At 60.2% G+C, this 15,058-nt stretch carries 17 protein-coding genes; 11 read left to right on the top strand and 6 right to left on the bottom strand.

From position 1 onward, the window contains the following. The first annotated feature begins 6 nt into the window (after window positions 1-6). From FZX13_RS05710 to folE, 6 genes are all read left to right on the top strand, one after another. Complete coding sequence (locus tag FZX13_RS05710) at window positions 7-849, top strand: creatininase family protein (RefSeq protein WP_226408103.1); 843 nt, start codon at window positions 7-9, stop codon at window positions 847-849. Window positions 850-924: 75 nt separating this feature from the next. Beyond that, entirely contained in the window at window positions 925-1,644 is a 720-nt protein-coding gene (locus FZX13_RS05705; protein WP_115023913.1) for an aldehyde oxygenase (deformylating), read from the top strand. Window positions 1,645-1,757: 113 nt separating this feature from the next. Further along, a complete protein-coding gene (locus FZX13_RS05700) occupies window positions 1,758-2,798 on the top strand; it encodes a long-chain acyl-[acyl-carrier-protein] reductase (protein WP_166016878.1) in 1,041 nt (346 codons plus the stop codon). A 13-nt stretch (window positions 2,799-2,811) separates the two neighbouring features. After that, window positions 2,812-3,801 (top strand): acetyl-CoA carboxylase carboxyltransferase subunit alpha, encoded by a 990-nt coding sequence (locus tag FZX13_RS05695; RefSeq protein WP_115023910.1) that lies wholly within the window; start codon window positions 2,812-2,814, stop codon window positions 3,799-3,801. Window positions 3,802-3,825: 24 nt separating this feature from the next. After that, window positions 3,826-4,533, top strand: a complete 708-nt coding sequence (locus tag FZX13_RS05690) for an SDR family oxidoreductase (RefSeq protein WP_226408101.1) — start codon at window positions 3,826-3,828, stop codon at window positions 4,531-4,533. 9 nt (window positions 4,534-4,542) lie between these two features. Then, window positions 4,543-5,304, top strand: coding sequence for a GTP cyclohydrolase I (gene folE, locus FZX13_RS05685; RefSeq protein ID WP_226408099.1), 762 nt, complete (start codon window positions 4,543-4,545; stop codon window positions 5,302-5,304). An 11-nt stretch (window positions 5,305-5,315) separates the two neighbouring features. Here folE and FZX13_RS05680 read toward each other — a convergent pair whose 3' ends face one another. Next, window positions 5,316-5,987 (bottom strand): phosphoribosylanthranilate isomerase, encoded by a 672-nt coding sequence (locus FZX13_RS05680; RefSeq protein ID WP_226408097.1) that lies wholly within the window; start codon window positions 5,985-5,987, stop codon window positions 5,316-5,318. A gap of 62 nt (window positions 5,988-6,049) precedes the next feature. Between FZX13_RS05680 and FZX13_RS05675 the strand changes: the two genes are divergently transcribed. After that, window positions 6,050-7,300, top strand: a complete 1,251-nt coding sequence (locus tag FZX13_RS05675; RefSeq protein WP_226408312.1) for a site-2 protease family protein — start codon at window positions 6,050-6,052, stop codon at window positions 7,298-7,300. Here FZX13_RS05675 and FZX13_RS05670 read toward each other — a convergent pair. Continuing rightward, window positions 7,264-7,974, bottom strand: coding sequence for a lipoate--protein ligase family protein (locus FZX13_RS05670; RefSeq protein WP_226408095.1), 711 nt, complete (start codon window positions 7,972-7,974; stop codon window positions 7,264-7,266). The genes FZX13_RS05675 and FZX13_RS05670 overlap by 37 nt on opposite strands. A gap of 27 nt (window positions 7,975-8,001) precedes the next feature. Between FZX13_RS05670 and FZX13_RS05665 the strand changes: the two genes are divergently transcribed. After that, window positions 8,002-8,769: a sulfite exporter TauE/SafE family protein gene (locus FZX13_RS05665; RefSeq protein WP_226408084.1), complete on the top strand. Its 768-nt coding sequence runs from the start codon at window positions 8,002-8,004 to the stop codon at window positions 8,767-8,769. Between the two features lie 12 nt (window positions 8,770-8,781). On the opposite strand, the gene FZX13_RS05660 is transcribed toward FZX13_RS05665, so the two are convergent. Next, entirely contained in the window at window positions 8,782-9,252 is a 471-nt protein-coding gene (locus tag FZX13_RS05660; RefSeq protein WP_115023902.1) for a CRR6 family NdhI maturation factor, read from the bottom strand. A gap of 83 nt (window positions 9,253-9,335) precedes the next feature. Here FZX13_RS05660 and psaM point away from each other — a divergent pair, with 83 nt between their 5' ends. The 3 genes from psaM (at window position 9,336) to FZX13_RS05645 (ending at window position 10,906) form a co-directional block, all read left to right on the top strand. Beyond that, window positions 9,336-9,440, top strand: a complete 105-nt coding sequence (gene psaM / locus FZX13_RS05655; RefSeq protein ID WP_170951253.1) for a photosystem I reaction center subunit XII — start codon at window positions 9,336-9,338, stop codon at window positions 9,438-9,440. A gap of 140 nt (window positions 9,441-9,580) precedes the next feature. Continuing rightward, window positions 9,581-9,883, top strand: a complete 303-nt coding sequence (locus tag FZX13_RS05650; protein ID WP_115024328.1) for a hypothetical protein — start codon at window positions 9,581-9,583, stop codon at window positions 9,881-9,883. 69 nt (window positions 9,884-9,952) lie between these two features. Beyond that, window positions 9,953-10,906: a protochlorophyllide reductase gene (locus FZX13_RS05645; RefSeq protein WP_226408082.1), complete on the top strand. Its 954-nt coding sequence runs from the start codon at window positions 9,953-9,955 to the stop codon at window positions 10,904-10,906. Window positions 10,907-11,123: 217 nt separating this feature from the next. Here FZX13_RS05645 and bchL read toward each other — a convergent pair whose 3' ends face one another. From bchL to FZX13_RS05630, 3 genes are all read right to left on the bottom strand, one after another. Next, window positions 11,124-12,014: a ferredoxin:protochlorophyllide reductase (ATP-dependent) iron-sulfur ATP-binding protein gene (gene bchL, locus FZX13_RS05640; RefSeq protein ID WP_226408080.1), complete on the bottom strand. Its 891-nt coding sequence runs from the start codon at window positions 12,012-12,014 to the stop codon at window positions 11,124-11,126. Window positions 12,015-12,164: 150 nt separating this feature from the next. Further along, on the bottom strand, window positions 12,165-13,739 hold the full coding sequence (locus FZX13_RS05635) for a ferredoxin:protochlorophyllide reductase (ATP-dependent) subunit B (protein WP_226408078.1): 1,575 nt from the start codon (window positions 13,737-13,739) through the stop codon (window positions 12,165-12,167). Window positions 13,740-13,743: 4 nt separating this feature from the next. Continuing rightward, the gene (locus tag FZX13_RS05630; RefSeq protein WP_115023895.1) at window positions 13,744-15,021 is read right to left on the bottom strand and encodes a ferredoxin:protochlorophyllide reductase (ATP-dependent) subunit N; all 1,278 of its coding nucleotides are present in this window, start codon (window positions 15,019-15,021) and stop codon (window positions 13,744-13,746) included. Between the last annotated feature and the right edge of the window lie 37 nt (window positions 15,022-15,058).

The raw sequence follows: 15,058 nt of genomic DNA, 5'->3' as shown, positions 1-15,058 counted from the left end.
AATTCCATGGACCAGCTCCGAAAGCGATTTGATCAGCTGACATGGCCCGAGGCAAAAAATGCTGCCACCCGGCCTGGTGCCACGGTGATCTGGCCATTCGGAGCCTGTGAGCAACACGGACCTCATCTGCCGCTGTCGACGGATGCCGTATTCGCTGAAAGCATCCTTGATTCGGTTCTGCTCGGGCTTGATCCAGCTCTGCCGCTTTGGCGGATGCCTTGTCAGGCCCTTGGTTTTTCGCCCGAGCACAAGAATTTCTCTGGCACTCTCAGCCTTTCGGCTCCTCTCATTCTGGAATTGGTCGACCAGGTGGGCATGCAATTTGCGGCGATGGGGATGCAACGCCTCGTTCTGTTCAATGCCCACGGCGGCCAAATCGGTTTGTTGCAGGTTGCGGCCCGCCAGCTGCGGGCCAGCAGCCCGTCGCTGGCTGTTCTTCCCTGTTTCCTTTGGAGTGGTGTGGAGGGGTTGGCTGAACTGTTGCCTGAGCAGGAATTGCTCCACGGTCTTCATGCCGGACAAGCCGAAACCAGCTTGATGCTGCAGATGGCCCCAGAGCTGGTCGGTTCGGATCGTCCCGTGGATGGATATCCAGCACCAGGCTCAGCTCAGGACCCGCCGGAGGGGTGGAGCCTCGAAGGAGCGGCACCCTGCGCTTGGCTCACCGACGATCTCAGCGTGTCGGGAGTGATCGGGGATGCGCGTCCGGCATCGACAGACCTGGGCCGCCGCTTGGAGGAACGTCTTATTCGCCACTGGCAGGCGCGTTTTCAGACCCTTATGGCGAGTGACTGGCCCCCCTCCCAAAGCCTGCTCACCAACCCGTCCAACGGCGCGCCCAAGTCCTGAACTTTGGACGCATGTGTCCCCAACTCTGGGGGCACTGGTTATTGTCAGTCCCACTGAAGCGGTAGCAAGCGTCCTATGACGACCCTCAACGCACCTGAAGCACCTGTGCTGGAGGGCCAAGACGCACTGCCCGATTTCACAACCGCTGCCTACAAGGACGCCTACAGCCGGATCAACGCCATTGTCATCGAGGGCGAGCAGGAAGCCCACGACAACTACATTTCTCTTGGGACGCTGATCCCTGACCAGGCTGAGGAGCTCAAGCGCCTGGCACGGATGGAAATGAAGCACATGAAGGGCTTCACCTCCTGCGGCCGGAACCTTGGCGTTGAAGCTGACCTTCCTTTTGCCAAGAAGTTCTTCGAACCGCTTCACGGCAACTTCCAAGCTGCGCTCAAGGAAGGCAAGGTTGTTACTTGCCTGTTGATCCAGGCTCTGTTGATCGAAGCGTTTGCCATTTCGGCTTATCACATCTATATCCCCGTTGCTGATCCCTTCGCTCGCAAGATCACTGAGGGTGTTGTCAAAGATGAGTACACCCATCTGAACTATGGCCAGGAATGGCTGAAGGCCAACTTCGAAACCAGCAAGGATGAGCTGTTCGAAGCAAACAAGGCGAATCTTCCCCTAATCCGCTCGATGCTGGAAGACGTGGCTGCTGACGCTGCCGTCCTCCATATGGAAAAGGAAGACCTGATCGAAGATTTCCTGATCGCCTACCAGGAAGCGTTGGGTGAAATCGGCTTCACGTCCCGTGACATCGCCAGGATGGCGGCGGCAGCTCTGGCCGTTTAGGCCAGTTCAGGACCCAATTAACGCCGGTTTTTCGACAGGCACGTTGCCATCGATACCGGTTGGCGTGGGAGCATGGTTCCTCGAGGTGTTCTTTGAGACGTCAGCGGTAGTACATGTTTGGTCTGATCGGACATTCAACGAGTTTTGAGGCCGCTCGCCGCAAGGCAATGGAACTCGGGTTCGATCACATTTCGGACGGAGATCTCGATGTGTGGTGCAGCGCACCTCCGCAGCTTGTTGAGCACGTCGAAGTCACCAGTCCAACGGGCACGACCATTGAGGGTGCCTATATCGACTCTTGCTTCGTGCCCGAGATGCTGAGCCGTTTCAAGACGGCTCGGCGCAAGGTGCTCAACGCGATGGAACTTGCCCAGAAGAAGGGCATCAACATCACCGCCCTGGGCGGTTTTACCTCGATCATTTTCGAGAATTTCAATCTGCTGCAGCACCAGACGGTGCGCAGCACCACCCTGGATTGGCAGAGGTTCACCACAGGGAACACTCACACGGCCTGGGTGATCTGCCGCCAGGTGGAGAACAACGCGCCAACTCTCGGTATCGACCTAAGTAAGGCCAAGGTCGCCGTTGTTGGAGCGACCGGTGACATCGGTTCCGCCGTCTGCCGTTGGCTGCAGGCGCGGACCGGCGTCGAAGAACTTTTATTGGTGGCGCGTCAGCAGCAACCGTTGCTGGACCTGCAACAGGAACTCGGCGGTGGAAGGATCTTGACGCTCGATGAGGCTCTGCCGGAAGCTGATGTGGTGGTCTGGGTGGCGAGCATGCCCCGGACCCTTGAGATCGATCACAACAGTTTGAAGAAGCCTTGTTTGATGATTGACGGGGGCTACCCCAAGAATCTGAATACCAAGGTCGCTGGTGGCGGCATTCACGTCCTGAAGGGTGGAATCGTTGAGTTCTGCCGCGACATTGGTTGGTCGATGATGGCCATCGCCGAGATGGAGAAACCTCAGCGCCAGATGTTTGCTTGTTTCGCAGAGGCCATGCTGCTCGAGTTCGAGCGCTGTCACACCAACTTCAGCTGGGGGCGCAACAACATCACCCTCGAGAAGATGGATTTCATCGGTGCGGCATCGGTCCGCCATGGGTTCAGCACTCTGAACCTCCATCCCAACCTGCAGGCCACTGCCGCCTGACCCCCGGAGAGCCATGCCCCGTCGCCCCCTGCTTGAGTTCGAAAAACCGCTTGTCGAGCTGGAGCAGCAGATTGAGCAAATCCGCCAGTTGGCCAGGGATTCGGAAGTTGACGTGTCGCAGCAGCTGCAGCAGCTGGAGACCCTGGCAGCCCGTCGGCGTCAGGAGATATTTCAGGGTCTGACTCCCGCCCAGAAGATTCAGGTCGCCCGCCACCCGCATCGTCCGAGCACGCTGGATTTCATTCAGATGTTCTGTGACGACTGGGTCGAACTGCATGGAGACCGTCGTGGCAATGACGATCAGGCGTTGATTGGCGGCGTAGGAAGGGTGGGTGATCGACCGATCATGTTGATCGGCCATCAGAAAGGACGCGACACCAAGGAAAACGTCGCACGCAATTTCGGGATGGCCGCTCCGGGTGGCTACCGCAAAGCAATGCGGTTGATGGACCACGCCGATCGCTTTCGCTTGCCGATCCTCACTTTCATCGATACTCCTGGCGCTTATGCCGGACTCGAAGCGGAGGAGCAGGGTCAGGGTGAAGCAATCGCAGTCAACCTGCGGGAGATGTTCCGCTTACGCGTTCCGGTTATCGCCACTGTGATCGGCGAAGGCGGTTCCGGGGGTGCGTTGGGGATCGGGGTTGCGGACCGATTGCTGATGTTCGAGCACAGCGTTTACACCGTTGCCAGCCCTGAAGCCTGTGCCTCCATTCTCTGGCGTGATGCAGCGAAGGCGCCGGATGCAGCGGCGGCTTTGCGAATCACCGGCCGCGATTTATTGGAGCTGGGGGTGGTGGATGAGGTGCTCGAGGAGCCATCCGGTGGCAACAACTGGGCACCGTTGGAGGCCGGCGCAATTCTGCGGGCGGCGATTGACCGGCATCTCGATGAATTGTTGAGCCTGTCGGAACAGGAGCTCCGCGATGCCCGCTACTCCAAATTCAGGGCGATGGGGCGCTTTCTCGAAAAAACGTCACAGGATGTCGAGAAAGCGGCTTAAAGTATCGCGGTTTGCTAACGGTTTTTGCCAACGGCTCTAATTACGGGTGCGAGCCGAGGCATTGGTCGCCGCACAGCCGAACTTCTGGCTCAACAGGGTTGGGACCTTCTGCTGACGGCCCGTAGTGCCGATCAACTTGATCAGCTCGCTGCACAGCTCAGTGAGCAGGGCGTCTCTGTGGCGTCTGCAGCCATTGACCTGACCCAGCCCGATGCGATCGCTTTGGCGATGGCTGATCTATTGCAGCGGGGGGCGACCCCTTCGGTGTTGATCAACAACGCCGGTGCTGCTTACACCGGTGAACTTCTGTCCATGCCGCTGGAGCGTTGGCAATGGCTGCTACAGCTGAATGTCACCAGCGTGATGCAGGTTTGTTCTGCTGTTGTTCCCTCCATGCGTGAGAACGGCGGACTGGTGATCAACATCAGCAGCCATGCGGCCCGCAATGCCTTCCCCCAATGGGGAGCGTATTGCGTGACCAAGGCTGCGTTGGCCAGCTTCACCCGCTGTCTGGCAGAAGAGGAGCGAGACCATGGCATTCGTGCCTGCACCCTCACCCTCGGAGCCGTCAACACACCGCTTTGGGACGCGGAAACCGTACAAAGCGATTTCGATCGTCGTGCCATGCTCTCTGTCGATCAGGCAGCAGAGACACTGGCGAATCTGGCGATGCAACCCAGCAACCAGTTGATCGAAGACCTCACCCTTATGCCGGCCGCCGGCGCCTTTTAAACGAACACCATGACCACTACAGTCCCTTTCGTTTCCAACGGCGTTTCCAACGGCGTTTCCAACGGCAACGGCAATAAGCTCTTAAACCCCCAGGTCTCAGCCCGTATTCGTGAACGGTTGGTCGAATCTGGCGTTTCCTTCCTGGCCAACGACAACATTGCTGATCACCTCCACCCCGGAGAGCTGGATCAGTTGCAGGTTGAAGTTGCAGACAAGGTTCGCGACCTGCTGCGCAGCCTCGTGATCGATATCGATAACGATCACAACACCCATGAGACGGCCGAGCGGGTCGCCAAGATGTACCTGCAGGAAGTGTTCAAAGGGCGCTACCACCAGCAACCCAAAGTGGCCAGCTTCCCCAATGTGAAGCAGCTGGATGAGATCTACACCGTTGGTCCGATCACGGTGCGCTCCGCCTGCTCCCACCACTTGGTGCCGATCATGGGCAACTGCTGGATCGGGATCAAGCCTGGAGCTCGGGTGATCGGTCTTTCCAAGTTCACGCGTGTGGCCGACTGGGTGTTTTCTCGCCCGCACATCCAGGAGGAAGCGGTGATGATCCTTGCCGATGAAATTGAGAAGCTCTGCGAGCCTCAGGGGCTTGGCATCATCATCAAGGCTCAGCACTACTGCATGAAATGGCGTGGTGTGAAGGAGCCCCAAACCAGCATGGTGAACTCGGTTGTGCGCGGTGATTTCCGCCACGATCCAAGCCTCAAGCAGGAGTTCTTCGAGCTAGTGCGTCAGCAAGAAGCGCTGCTCAGCACCTGATCAGGTCTGAATCAACCCTGATGTACTGCCTCGACAAGGGCCTTAACCTTGTCGAGGTTTTTCCATCCAGGTCGTTCTTCGAGTCGGCTCGAGGCATCCAGACCTTGAGGGTTCACTCTGCTGAGCAGTTCTGGAACCCACTCCGCACTCACGCCCCCGGCCAACCACCACGGCACTGATAGCACTGTCTCACTGAGCCAATCGAGGGGCAACCGGTGGCCGGTGCCGCCCAGTTGATCGGAGCTCCAGGCATCGAGGAGCAAGGCGTCCATATGGGTGTCGTAGTGCTCGAGCTGCTTGAGATCGTCGGGCTCGCGCACCCGCAACGCTTTCCACCACTGCTGCTGGGGATAGCGCTGTTTCAAGATCTGGCAGCGATCGCTTGATTCGCTGCCGTGGAGCTGCACCACGGAGGGCTGGCCTGCACCGCTCAGCGCTTCCTCAAGAGCCGCATCGTCGGGATCTGCGACAACCCAAACCCGATGCAGTGGCGGATGCTGCTCCTCGAGCACACTGAACAAAGCCCTGCGTTGGGATGGTTCGACGTAGCGCGGGGTGTCTTCAACGCCGATCACGCCAATCGCCTGTACGCCCATGCGCGCAATGGCGAGTGCTTGCTCAAGGTCGGTGATCCCACAGATCTTGAGGTCTGGAGTGGGGCGGGGATCACGCAAGGGCTGCATCGATTGCTCTCCCTAGGATCGTGGATGACAGCCCGCGACAGCGGCACACGACGGAATTGGCGGTGGGAGAGGGCTGGCAGTTGCTCAAAATCGGCGGAATTCCATTGCGGCTCCAGCCCAGCTGGTTGTTCGCTGTGGCGATCTTCACCACGTTGTTCCAATCTCGATATGCCGCCACGACCTCGGAAACAGCCAGCTGGGGTCTGGCTTTTCTAACAACCTTGCTGCTGTTTAGCTCCGTGCTGCTGCATGAGCTGGGTCATGCCCTGATGGCCCTGCGGGAAGGGGTGAAGGTCTTGAGCATCACCCTGTTTCATCTGGGCGGTATTGCCCGGGTTGAAAAGGAATGCCCCACAGCGATGGGCAATCTGCGCATTGCTGCTGCTGGCCCGATTGTGAGCCTTTTGCTGGCCTTCGGGATGCTGGTGGGTGCTGCAGCTCTCTCCGACACCCAGCCCTTGGCGACGCAGCTGTTGAGCCAGGTGGGGTTGCTCAACTTGATGCTGGGTCTGTTCAATCTCCTGCCAGGTCTTCCTCTCGATGGCGGGCTGATCCTGAAGGCCTTGGTCTGGCAGATCAGTGGCAGTCAGCAGAAGGGCGTTCAGGTGGCGTCGGCGTCCGGGCGGGCCTTGTCGATTTTGATGATTCTGATGGGCGGTGTCCTGCTCTGGCAGGGCTGGGGGATCAACGGGATCCTGCTGATGTTGATCGGCTGGTTCGGGCTGAGTGCCAACCGCAGTCAGACCCAGATGCTGCAGTTGCAGAACGTGCTGCGGGAGTTGAAAGTGGAGGCCGCGGCGGGCCGACGCTTTCGCGTGCTGGAGGCGGATCAGACGTTGCGGCGCCTCAGCCAGGTGCGGCTAACCGCCAGCGAGGGGGAGGGACCCGCCGATTGGGTGCTCGTCTGTAAGAGCGGTCGTTGGGTGGGCTGGATTGACGATCAGCCATTGAAGCTCTTGCCGGTGCAGCAATGGGACCAGCAGCGACTCGAGGATCATCTGCGCCCCCTCTCTGAACTGCCCTCAATCGTGTGTTCCGCCTCTCTGGTGGAAGCGGTGCCGGCCGTTGAGAAGGCATCCCAGGGACGCCTTCTGGTGATGAGTGCTGCGGGGCTTCCCTCCGGCACTCTCGATCGTATGGATGTGGGGGATGCGGTGCTGAAGCGTCTGGGGGTGAGCCTCCCCTCCGCGATCCTTGAGGAAGCGCGCAAGCGCAATGGCTATCCCCTGGGGCTGGCGATGCTCCCTCAAATGGTCCAGACGATGCAGGCTCAGAGCTACGACCAGGACGCCAGTTCGTCGTCCAACTCCTGAACTTCTTTGGTGTTCAGGGGCTGCATTTGCCAACAGAAGTCAGGCCACGACTGAATCATGCTCTGGCGTAGCTGCTGATCCAGATCCAGTCGGCTGATCTGCATCGGGGCTACTGCCGGTGCCGCTTCCCCAAACACCTCAGACCAAAGGTCGGCGGGCGGATCCAGCAGGATTTCTCCGTGCTGAAGCAGACGACCGTTCTGCCAGCGCTGGGCGCTGCCGACCCGTTTGACTCCGGATCCATCCACCAGGTCGGCCACCGTTGCACTGGCGAAACAGTTGCTGGCTTCGGCTCCAGCCGGGTCGGATCCGAAGTGCAGCGGTAGACCGAGTCCCTTGAAGCCATCAACCAACCACTGACAGGCCTGGCGGTAGGCCTCCTGGCGACGTCGTGGTGCATCAGGCCAGATCAAGGCGTAGGTGAGACCGCCGGCATGCAGCACCGCTTGGCCGCCGCTGGGGCGGCGCACCAGGCTGAGGCGGCCGCGGCGGGCCAGTTCATTCCAGTGGTCAGGCCACTGGCGTTGATGGCGTCCCAGCGAGAGCCAGGGTCCATCCCAGCGGTAAAAGCGCAATGCCGGGCCGTTGCATCGCTTTAGAAGCCAGGCATCCAAGGCCATCTGGGTGTGTCCATCCGCTTGCTGGGTGGGAAGCAGACGCCCGGTTGCGGGCATGCTGGAGGAAAGCATCGATCGCACGCCATGGTGCCCTGGTGGGATGTGCCGATCCTGATTGCCCTTGGGCTTCTGGCGGGCGGCTTGGCCGGGCTGTTGGGGATTGGCGGCGGCTTGATCTTTGCCCCGCTCCTGCTCTGGCTCGATCTCCCGCCCCATCAGGCCCTGGCCACCAGCAGTTTCGCCATTGTGCCCACGGCACTGGCGGGCACCATCACTCACCTGCGCCAAGGGCGGGTACCGACACGGCCCGGGCTCGCCATCGGCTTGGCGGCCTTTGGCTCGGCCCTGTTGTTCGGTGGCCTGGCTGGCTTTGCGGCGGGATGGATGCTGTTGGCGATGCAGACCTTGATGTACATCGTGCTGGCGTTCTGCGTTCGGGAACGGGCCGAGGAAGACGCAAGCGAGGACGTTGATGACAGCAGAGCACCGCAGTTGGCTGGTGTGGGTTGCATCGCCGGCTGGACCGCCGGGATGTTGGGCCTAGGCGGGGGGCTGGTGATGGTGCCGCTGATGAGCGGTCCTTTATCCGTGCCGATTCATCAGGCCGTGCGGCTCAGCACGGTAGCGGTGCTCTGTTCAGCCAGCGCAGCGTCTCTGCAGTTCCTGCATGAGGGCCGCGGGGTTCCTCTGATGGGGTTGCTGCTGGGTGGGGTGGCGGCCATTGCCGCCCAGTGGGCAGCCAGCCGTCTCGATCAATTTGATGCAGCTCTTCTGGTGCGCTGCCTGAAGGCTCTCGCCATCATCCTGGCGATCGACAGCTCAAGGAGGGCCCTGCAGCTCTTGCTGAGCTGAATGGCCAACTGTTCAGTTCAGTAATGACCAGAACCCTGCATCGAGCTCATAACCCAGGGCTGCGGCCATCTGGGAGAGGTTGCCTCGCATCGGCCGTCCCAGCTGCTGTTGGCAGAGGTCGTCCAGCAGCATCAAGCGATGCGTCACCCAGAGCTCCAAGGCCTCAGGATCAAAACGCAGGCCTTCGCTGCGGCTGAAACTGTGGGGCACTACCAGGGCAACATGGCGGATCAGGCTGCCCTGGTCGCGTTCAAGCAACAGTGGCAGCCAAGGGAACCGTGCATCCGCCCGCAGGGCCCAGAGGCGAGGTTCCGGACATTCCGGTAGTTCGCGCGGGTCATCCTGGGCTCGGGGCCAGTCGAAACGGAGCTCGAGCACTGGCCCTTGGCCGAGCAGTGTGTTCAGCGGCTGATCGCTCCATATCTCCAGCGGCCGCAGATCCAACGACCGGATTGCAGGGGCATCGATCAGAACCGAATCCATGGGCTGGTGTGACAGGCCTTTGCGAATGATGGCCTGCAGCCCCTCCCTCGGAGAAGAATGGGAGCGTTTGATGCATGGTTCCCATGGAAACCCTTCTCTCTGCACCTGAGGTGTTCATTGCCCTCGTGGTGGCTGCCCATGCCGCTGTTCTGGCCCTGCGTCTCTCCATCAGCCTCTACGAAGCCTGATTTCAATCGGCTCGTGATATCAACGGGCGTGGAGCTGGTCTTGGCACCGTCAACGGATTGCGTTAAAAGCGGATGTTCGTGCTGATGCGGTGACCGCCAGTCAGGCTCAAAGTTCAGCTCCCCGCACTGATGCAGCCACCATGGCTGCAGCAATTCAGCGACAGACCGACCAACAAGAACTGCAGTGCAGCCTTCTCGCCCTGGCTGCCAAGGCAGGTCTTGTTTTGTTGGGCTGTGTGAGCTTGATCCGCCTGTCGGTGGCCTATCAGGAACGGATGGACCGTCACAGTGAAATCTCGGCGGTGGTGTCGATCGAGACGGCCAAATTGGACACGCTGCAGCAGCGGTTCGATCGTCTGTTCAGTATTGGAGGAGAGAAGCGCCTGATCAGCGAGCAGGATCAGTGGATCGGCCCCAATCGCTTACGTGTGATCTGGCGCTGAGATTCGTGACCAGCGGTGTTGGGATTGAGTGCTGACCGGCAGACTGACAACCTTCCTGACCCTGTCTTGATGTCCACGCCCGGCACCGTTCTGATCACCGGCACCACATCAGGTGTCGGCCTGAATGCCACGCGCGCTCTGGTGAAGCGGGGCTGGACGGTGATCACTGCCAATCGCAGTCCGCAGCGAGCAGCGGCTGCCGCTGATGAGCTGGACCTCCCCAAGGAGCGGCTTCAGCACGTGTTGATGGATCTGGGTGATCTCGACAGTGTGCGCCGAGCGGTTGATGTCTTGCCCGAGCGGTTGGATGCCTTGGTCTGCAATGCGGCGGTCTACAAACCGAAACTGAAGCAGCCGGAGCGCTCTCCCCAGGGTTACGAGATCTCGATGGCCACCAACCATTTTGGTCATTTTCTGCTGGTGCAGCTGCTGTTGGGTCGGCTCAAGACGTCCACCCACCCCTCCAAGCGTGTGGTGATCCTGGGCACCGTGACCGCCAACTCCAAGGAGCTGGGGGGCAAGATTCCCATCCCTGCGCCGGCGGATCTGGGGGATCTCTCCGGGTTTGAGGGCGGTTTCAAAGACCCCATCGCCATGGCCAGTGGCAAGCCGTTCAAGCCCGGCAAGGCTTACAAAGACAGCAAGCTCTGCAACATGATCACCACCCAGGAGCTGCACCGCCGCCTGCACGGAGATACAGGAATCACCTTCACCTCGCTCTACCCCGGCTGCGTGGCGGATACCCCGTTGTTCCGCAACACGCCCAAGGCCTTTCAGACGATCTTTCCCTGGTTCCAGAAGAACATCACTGGCGGCTACGTCTCCCAGGCTTTGGCCGGAGAACGGGTGGCAGATGTAGTGGCCAATCCCGACTTTGCTGAATCCGGTGTGCACTGGAGCTGGGGCAACCGCCAGAAGAAGGACGGAGAGCAATTCAGTCAGGAACTGTCCGACAAGGCCACGGATCCGGAGACGGCCCGGCGGGTGTGGGAGCTCTCGATGGCCTTGGTGGGTTTGGCCTGAGCCTGATTTGCAGGGGGCTAAAACTTGCTTGCTCGTATCGGCTCTCTATCCAGGCGATGAGGCTCGGAGAGGTGGTTTGATTGAGGTGGTCGTTGCCTAGACATTCGATTTATTTCTCTGGAGTGCAATCACATTCAGGATCACACTCCAGGAAGGGCTGAAGTTAAATGGCCACGTTGGGCTGGTTTTATTGCTTCAGGACGCAGAAATAATCTCTTCAGTCGAAGCCCAGCAGGTCGAAGATTTCGCGGTCTTTGAGGGATACGGCCTCCAAGGGCTCCACCTTGTCGAGCATGTTCTGGGCTAACCGCAGGTATTCATTGCGCACAGCTTTCACTGCCTCATCGTCATCATCCATTTCAAAGATGGTGCATTTTTTCAGCCTCGACCGACGAATTGCATCCACATCCCTGAAATGGGCCATGGTGCGCAGGCCGGTGCGTTCGTTGAACTTGTCGATCTGATCAGTGTCAGCAGAGCGGTTCGCCACGACGCCGCCCAGCCTCACCTTGTAGTTCTTGGCTTTGGCCTGAATCGCCTGAACGATGCGATTCATCGCGAAGATCGAATCGAAATCGTTGGCCGTCACGATCAGGCAGTAGTTGGCGTGTTGTAGCGGGGCGGCAAAGCCACCACACACCACATCGCCGAGTACATCGAAGATCACCACATCGGTGTCTTCCAGAAGATGATGCTCCTTGAGCAGCTTCACGGTCTGTCCGGTCACGTAACCGCCGCAGCCCGTGCCCGCCGGTGGGCCACCACTCTCAACGCACTGCACCCCATTGAAGCCGGTGAAGACGAAATCCTCCGGTCGCAGCTCTTCGCTGTGGAAGTCCACCTCCTCGAGGATGTCGATCACCGTCGGCACCATCTTGTGGGTGAGGGTGAAGGTGCTGTCGTGCTTGGGGTCGCAGCCGATCTGAAGCACCCGCTTGCCCAGTTTTGAGAAGGCGGCTGACAGGTTCGATGAGGTGGTGGATTTGCCGATTCCACCTTTGCCGTAGACGGCAATCACCAGGGTCTCCTCCTGGATGTTCATTTCCGGGTCCTGGTGGACCTGAACACTGCCTTCGCCGTCCGCCGGTCGCGTCAGAGTCGTGGTCATTCAGCGACCTGTGCAAGAGAAGTCATTTTCATTCAACAGCAGCAGATGTGCAGTGGTTGGTTTTCACTAAGAAATGAAAGATCTGGCCCTTGGCTAGGTGGCAAGAGCAGAATTTCTTTCAATTAAATAAAAAGAAATGAGTGCAATTGCTCATGCCTTGAAGTGGGCTTTGGCGTCATAGAGCGTTTCGCTGCTGATCTCCCGGCAGCCCACATCGCGGGCGTAAGCCTCGGTGTTGCGACGCACCTTGCCCCGTACGAAGAAGGGGATCTTCTTCAGTTCGGCTTCCCCATCGGCTGTCCATTGCAGACAATCTTGGCCGTCCTCCGGGACGTCGCTCAATGCGGAGATGTCGGCTGCTCCGGCACCACCGGCATGGCCCAAATGGCTCTGGTGGCCATCCACGAATTCGAAGTCGTGGCGGAACATTCCGATCAGGTGTTCCTCTAGTCCCATCATCAGCGGATGCACCCAGTCGTCGAAGATCACGTTTGCCCCTTCCCAGCCCATTTGGGGGCTCATCCGGGCCGGCACGTCTTGAACATGCATCGGCGTGCTGATCACGGAGCAGGGAATCCCCAGCCGCTTGGCGCTGTGTCGTTCCATTTGTGTTCCGAGCACCAGTTCTGGCGCTGCCTCGGCCATGGCGGCTTCCACTTCTAGGTAGTCGTCACAGATCAAGGCCTCCAGACCCAGGGCCTTGGCGGCTGCCCGGACGGGCCTGGCCATCTCCCGGCTATAGGTTCCCAGCCCCACGACGCTGAAGCCCAGTTCTTGGCTGCAGATCCGTGCTGCTGCAATGGCATGGCTGCCGTCGCCGAAAATGAATACCCGCTTGCCGGTGAGGTAAGTGGAGTCCACAGACTCCGAATACCAAGGCAAGCGTGAGCGTTTGTAGCCCTCGTCAGCAGCGGGTGCCTCGAGCCCCAGCAGGGTGTGCACTTCGACGAGGAAATCGTGGGTGGCGCCCACACCGATCGGTACCGTTCGACTGAAGGGCATGCCGAAGTTGCGCTCCAGCCAGCTGCAGGTGGATTCGGCCACCTCCGGATAGAGGCAAACGTTCAGATCGGCATCGGGGATGCGCTTCAGATCGTCCACCCCTGCACCGAGCGGTGCCACAACGCCCACATCGATGCCGTGCAAGGTGAGCAGCTTCTGCACCTCCAGTACGTCGTCGCGGCAGCGGAAACCGAGCAGAGACGGCCCCAGCAGGTTCACCCGGGGTCGACGGCCCTCCTGTTTCCATGCCTGGGGGGCATGGTTGATGTCTGTCGGGGCCTGCGCTTTGAGCAGGTTGCGGATTAATTGATAGAAGGTCTCCGCAGCTCCCCAGTTCTCCTTCTTGCTGTAGGCCGGCAGCTCAAGATTCACGACCGGCATGGTCAGATCCATGCCCTGGGCCAGGGCGCCCGGTTGATCCTGAATCAACTCCGCGGTGCAACTCTCACCCACCAGCAGGGCATCGGGTTGGAAGCGGTCCACGGCTTCGCGCACATGCCGTTTCACCAGTTCTGCGGTGTCACCCCCGAGATCTCGGGCCTGGAAGGTGGTGTAGGTGACCGGCGGACGTTGCCCGCGCCGCTCAATCATCGTGAACAGCAGGTCGGCGTAGGTGTCCCCCTGGGGGGCATGGAGCACGTAGTGCACGCCATTCATCGAGGCGGCGATGCGCATGGCCCCCACATGGGGTGGCCCTTCATAGGTCCAGAGCGTTAGTTGCATGGGATCAGGCGTGCACGGTTTGGTCGGGGTTGCTCGGATGTAGACCGGGTCGAATCATTTGCCGGCGACGCAACGGTCTGGAAAACAGTTCCGCCAGGTCTCCGGCTTGGTCGATGCCGTGAATCGGGCTGAACACCAATTCGATCGACCATTTGGTGGCGATGCCTTCGGCCTCGAGCGGATTGGCGAGGCCCATGCCACAGACAACAAGGTCCGGTTGGCTGGCGCGCACCCGGTCCAGCTGTTGCTCCACGTGCTGCCCCTCCATCACCGGTGTGTCGTCGGGGAGCAAGGCCAGCTCAGCGGCCATCTGTTCACGGTTCAGATAAGGCGTTCCCACCTCCACCAACTCCATGCCGCATTCGCGTTGCAGGAACCGGGCTAAGGGCAGTTCGAGTTGGGATTCCGGGAGAAGAAAGATCCGCTTGCCCTCCAGCACGGCGCGGTGGCGGGCCAGGGCGCTTTGGGCCCGTTCCATCAAAGGATCGAGCACTGCGGCGATTCGCTCGTCCGGGAGATGGAAGGCATTGGCAGCAGCCTCCATCCAACGGCGACTGCCTTCGGCTCCCAGGGGAAATGGGGCCGTGAGCACCGTGGCGCCGCGATCGCTCAGCAAGCGTGCGGTTTCGGTGAGAAAGGGTTGGGTGAGTAGCACCGTGGTTCCCGCTCCCACCCCAGGCAGGTCAGTCGATTGCCGCGGAGGCAGGCTGTGAATTGTCTCGATGCCCATCCGCTGGAACAGGTGAATCAGCCTGTCTTCCACCGCATCGGCGAGGGTGCCCACCAGTAGCAACTGCCGCTCGTCGCTAGCGGGGAGGAGCGGAATCAGCGCCGCCAGTGCCCCGTCTTCTCCCTGGGTAAAGGTGGTTTCAATGCCGCTACCGGAGTAGTTCACCACCCTCACTCGGCCGGAGAGCTCGTCGTTCAGCCGTTCGGCGGCCCGGGCTAGATCCAGCTTGATCACTTCGCTGGGGCAAGAACCCACCAGAAACAGCGTGCGGATCTCGGGACGGCGTTGCAGCAGCTCCTTGCAGACGCGATCAAGTTCGTCGTGGGCATCGGCGAGGCCGGCCAGGTCCCGTTCGTTGAGAATCGCGGTGCCGAAACGGGGTTCGGCAAAAATCATCACCCCAGCGGCGCTCTGGATTAGATGGGCGCAGGTGCGGGATCCCACCACCAGAAAGAAGGCATCGGGCATGCGCCGATGTAGCCAGACGATCGAGGTGAGACCACAGAACACCTCCCGTGGTCCTGATTCCTTTAACAGGGTGGGCCCGGCCATGGCCGCTCCATGCGACGTTCGCCCCTCAAGCTGCAAA

This window comes from Synechococcus sp. MU1625 (assembly GCF_020514205.1).
Lineage (GTDB): Bacteria > Cyanobacteriota > Cyanobacteriia > PCC-6307 > Cyanobiaceae > Parasynechococcus.
Note: the sequence above shows the minus strand (reverse complement) of the source record. Positions and strands in the feature narration are given on the sequence as shown.

What these genes read in the sequence shown, in the direction of transcription:
- bchL (WP_226408080.1), bottom strand. Translation starts at nt 12,014, where the DNA reads ATGACCACGACTCTGACGCGACCGGCGGACGGCGAAGGCAGTGTTCAG.
- FZX13_RS05630 (WP_115023895.1), bottom strand. Translation starts at nt 15,021, where the DNA reads ATGGCCGGGCCCACCCTGTTAAAGGAATCAGGACCACGGGAGGTGTTC.
- FZX13_RS05700 (WP_166016878.1), top strand. Translation starts at nt 1,758, where the DNA reads ATGTTTGGTCTGATCGGACATTCAACGAGTTTTGAGGCCGCTCGCCGC.
- FZX13_RS05695 (WP_115023910.1), top strand. Translation starts at nt 2,812, where the DNA reads ATGCCCCGTCGCCCCCTGCTTGAGTTCGAAAAACCGCTTGTCGAGCTG.
- folE (WP_226408099.1), top strand. Translation starts at nt 4,543, where the DNA reads ATGACCACTACAGTCCCTTTCGTTTCCAACGGCGTTTCCAACGGCGTT.
- FZX13_RS05680 (WP_226408097.1), bottom strand. Translation starts at nt 5,987, where the DNA reads ATGCAGCCCTTGCGTGATCCCCGCCCCACTCCAGACCTCAAGATCTGT.
- FZX13_RS05650 (WP_115024328.1), top strand. Translation starts at nt 9,581, where the DNA reads ATGGCTGCAGCAATTCAGCGACAGACCGACCAACAAGAACTGCAGTGC.
- psaM (WP_170951253.1), top strand. Translation starts at nt 9,336, where the DNA reads ATGGAAACCCTTCTCTCTGCACCTGAGGTGTTCATTGCCCTCGTGGTG.
- FZX13_RS05670 (WP_226408095.1), bottom strand. Translation starts at nt 7,974, where the DNA reads ATGCCCGCAACCGGGCGTCTGCTTCCCACCCAGCAAGCGGATGGACAC.
- FZX13_RS05665 (WP_226408084.1), top strand. Translation starts at nt 8,002, where the DNA reads ATGGTGCCCTGGTGGGATGTGCCGATCCTGATTGCCCTTGGGCTTCTG.
- FZX13_RS05705 (WP_115023913.1), top strand. Translation starts at nt 925, where the DNA reads ATGACGACCCTCAACGCACCTGAAGCACCTGTGCTGGAGGGCCAAGAC.
- FZX13_RS05645 (WP_226408082.1), top strand. Translation starts at nt 9,953, where the DNA reads ATGTCCACGCCCGGCACCGTTCTGATCACCGGCACCACATCAGGTGTC.
- FZX13_RS05660 (WP_115023902.1), bottom strand. Translation starts at nt 9,252, where the DNA reads ATGGATTCGGTTCTGATCGATGCCCCTGCAATCCGGTCGTTGGATCTG.
- FZX13_RS05635 (WP_226408078.1), bottom strand. Translation starts at nt 13,739, where the DNA reads ATGCAACTAACGCTCTGGACCTATGAAGGGCCACCCCATGTGGGGGCC.
- FZX13_RS05710 (WP_226408103.1), top strand. Translation starts at nt 7, where the DNA reads ATGGACCAGCTCCGAAAGCGATTTGATCAGCTGACATGGCCCGAGGCA.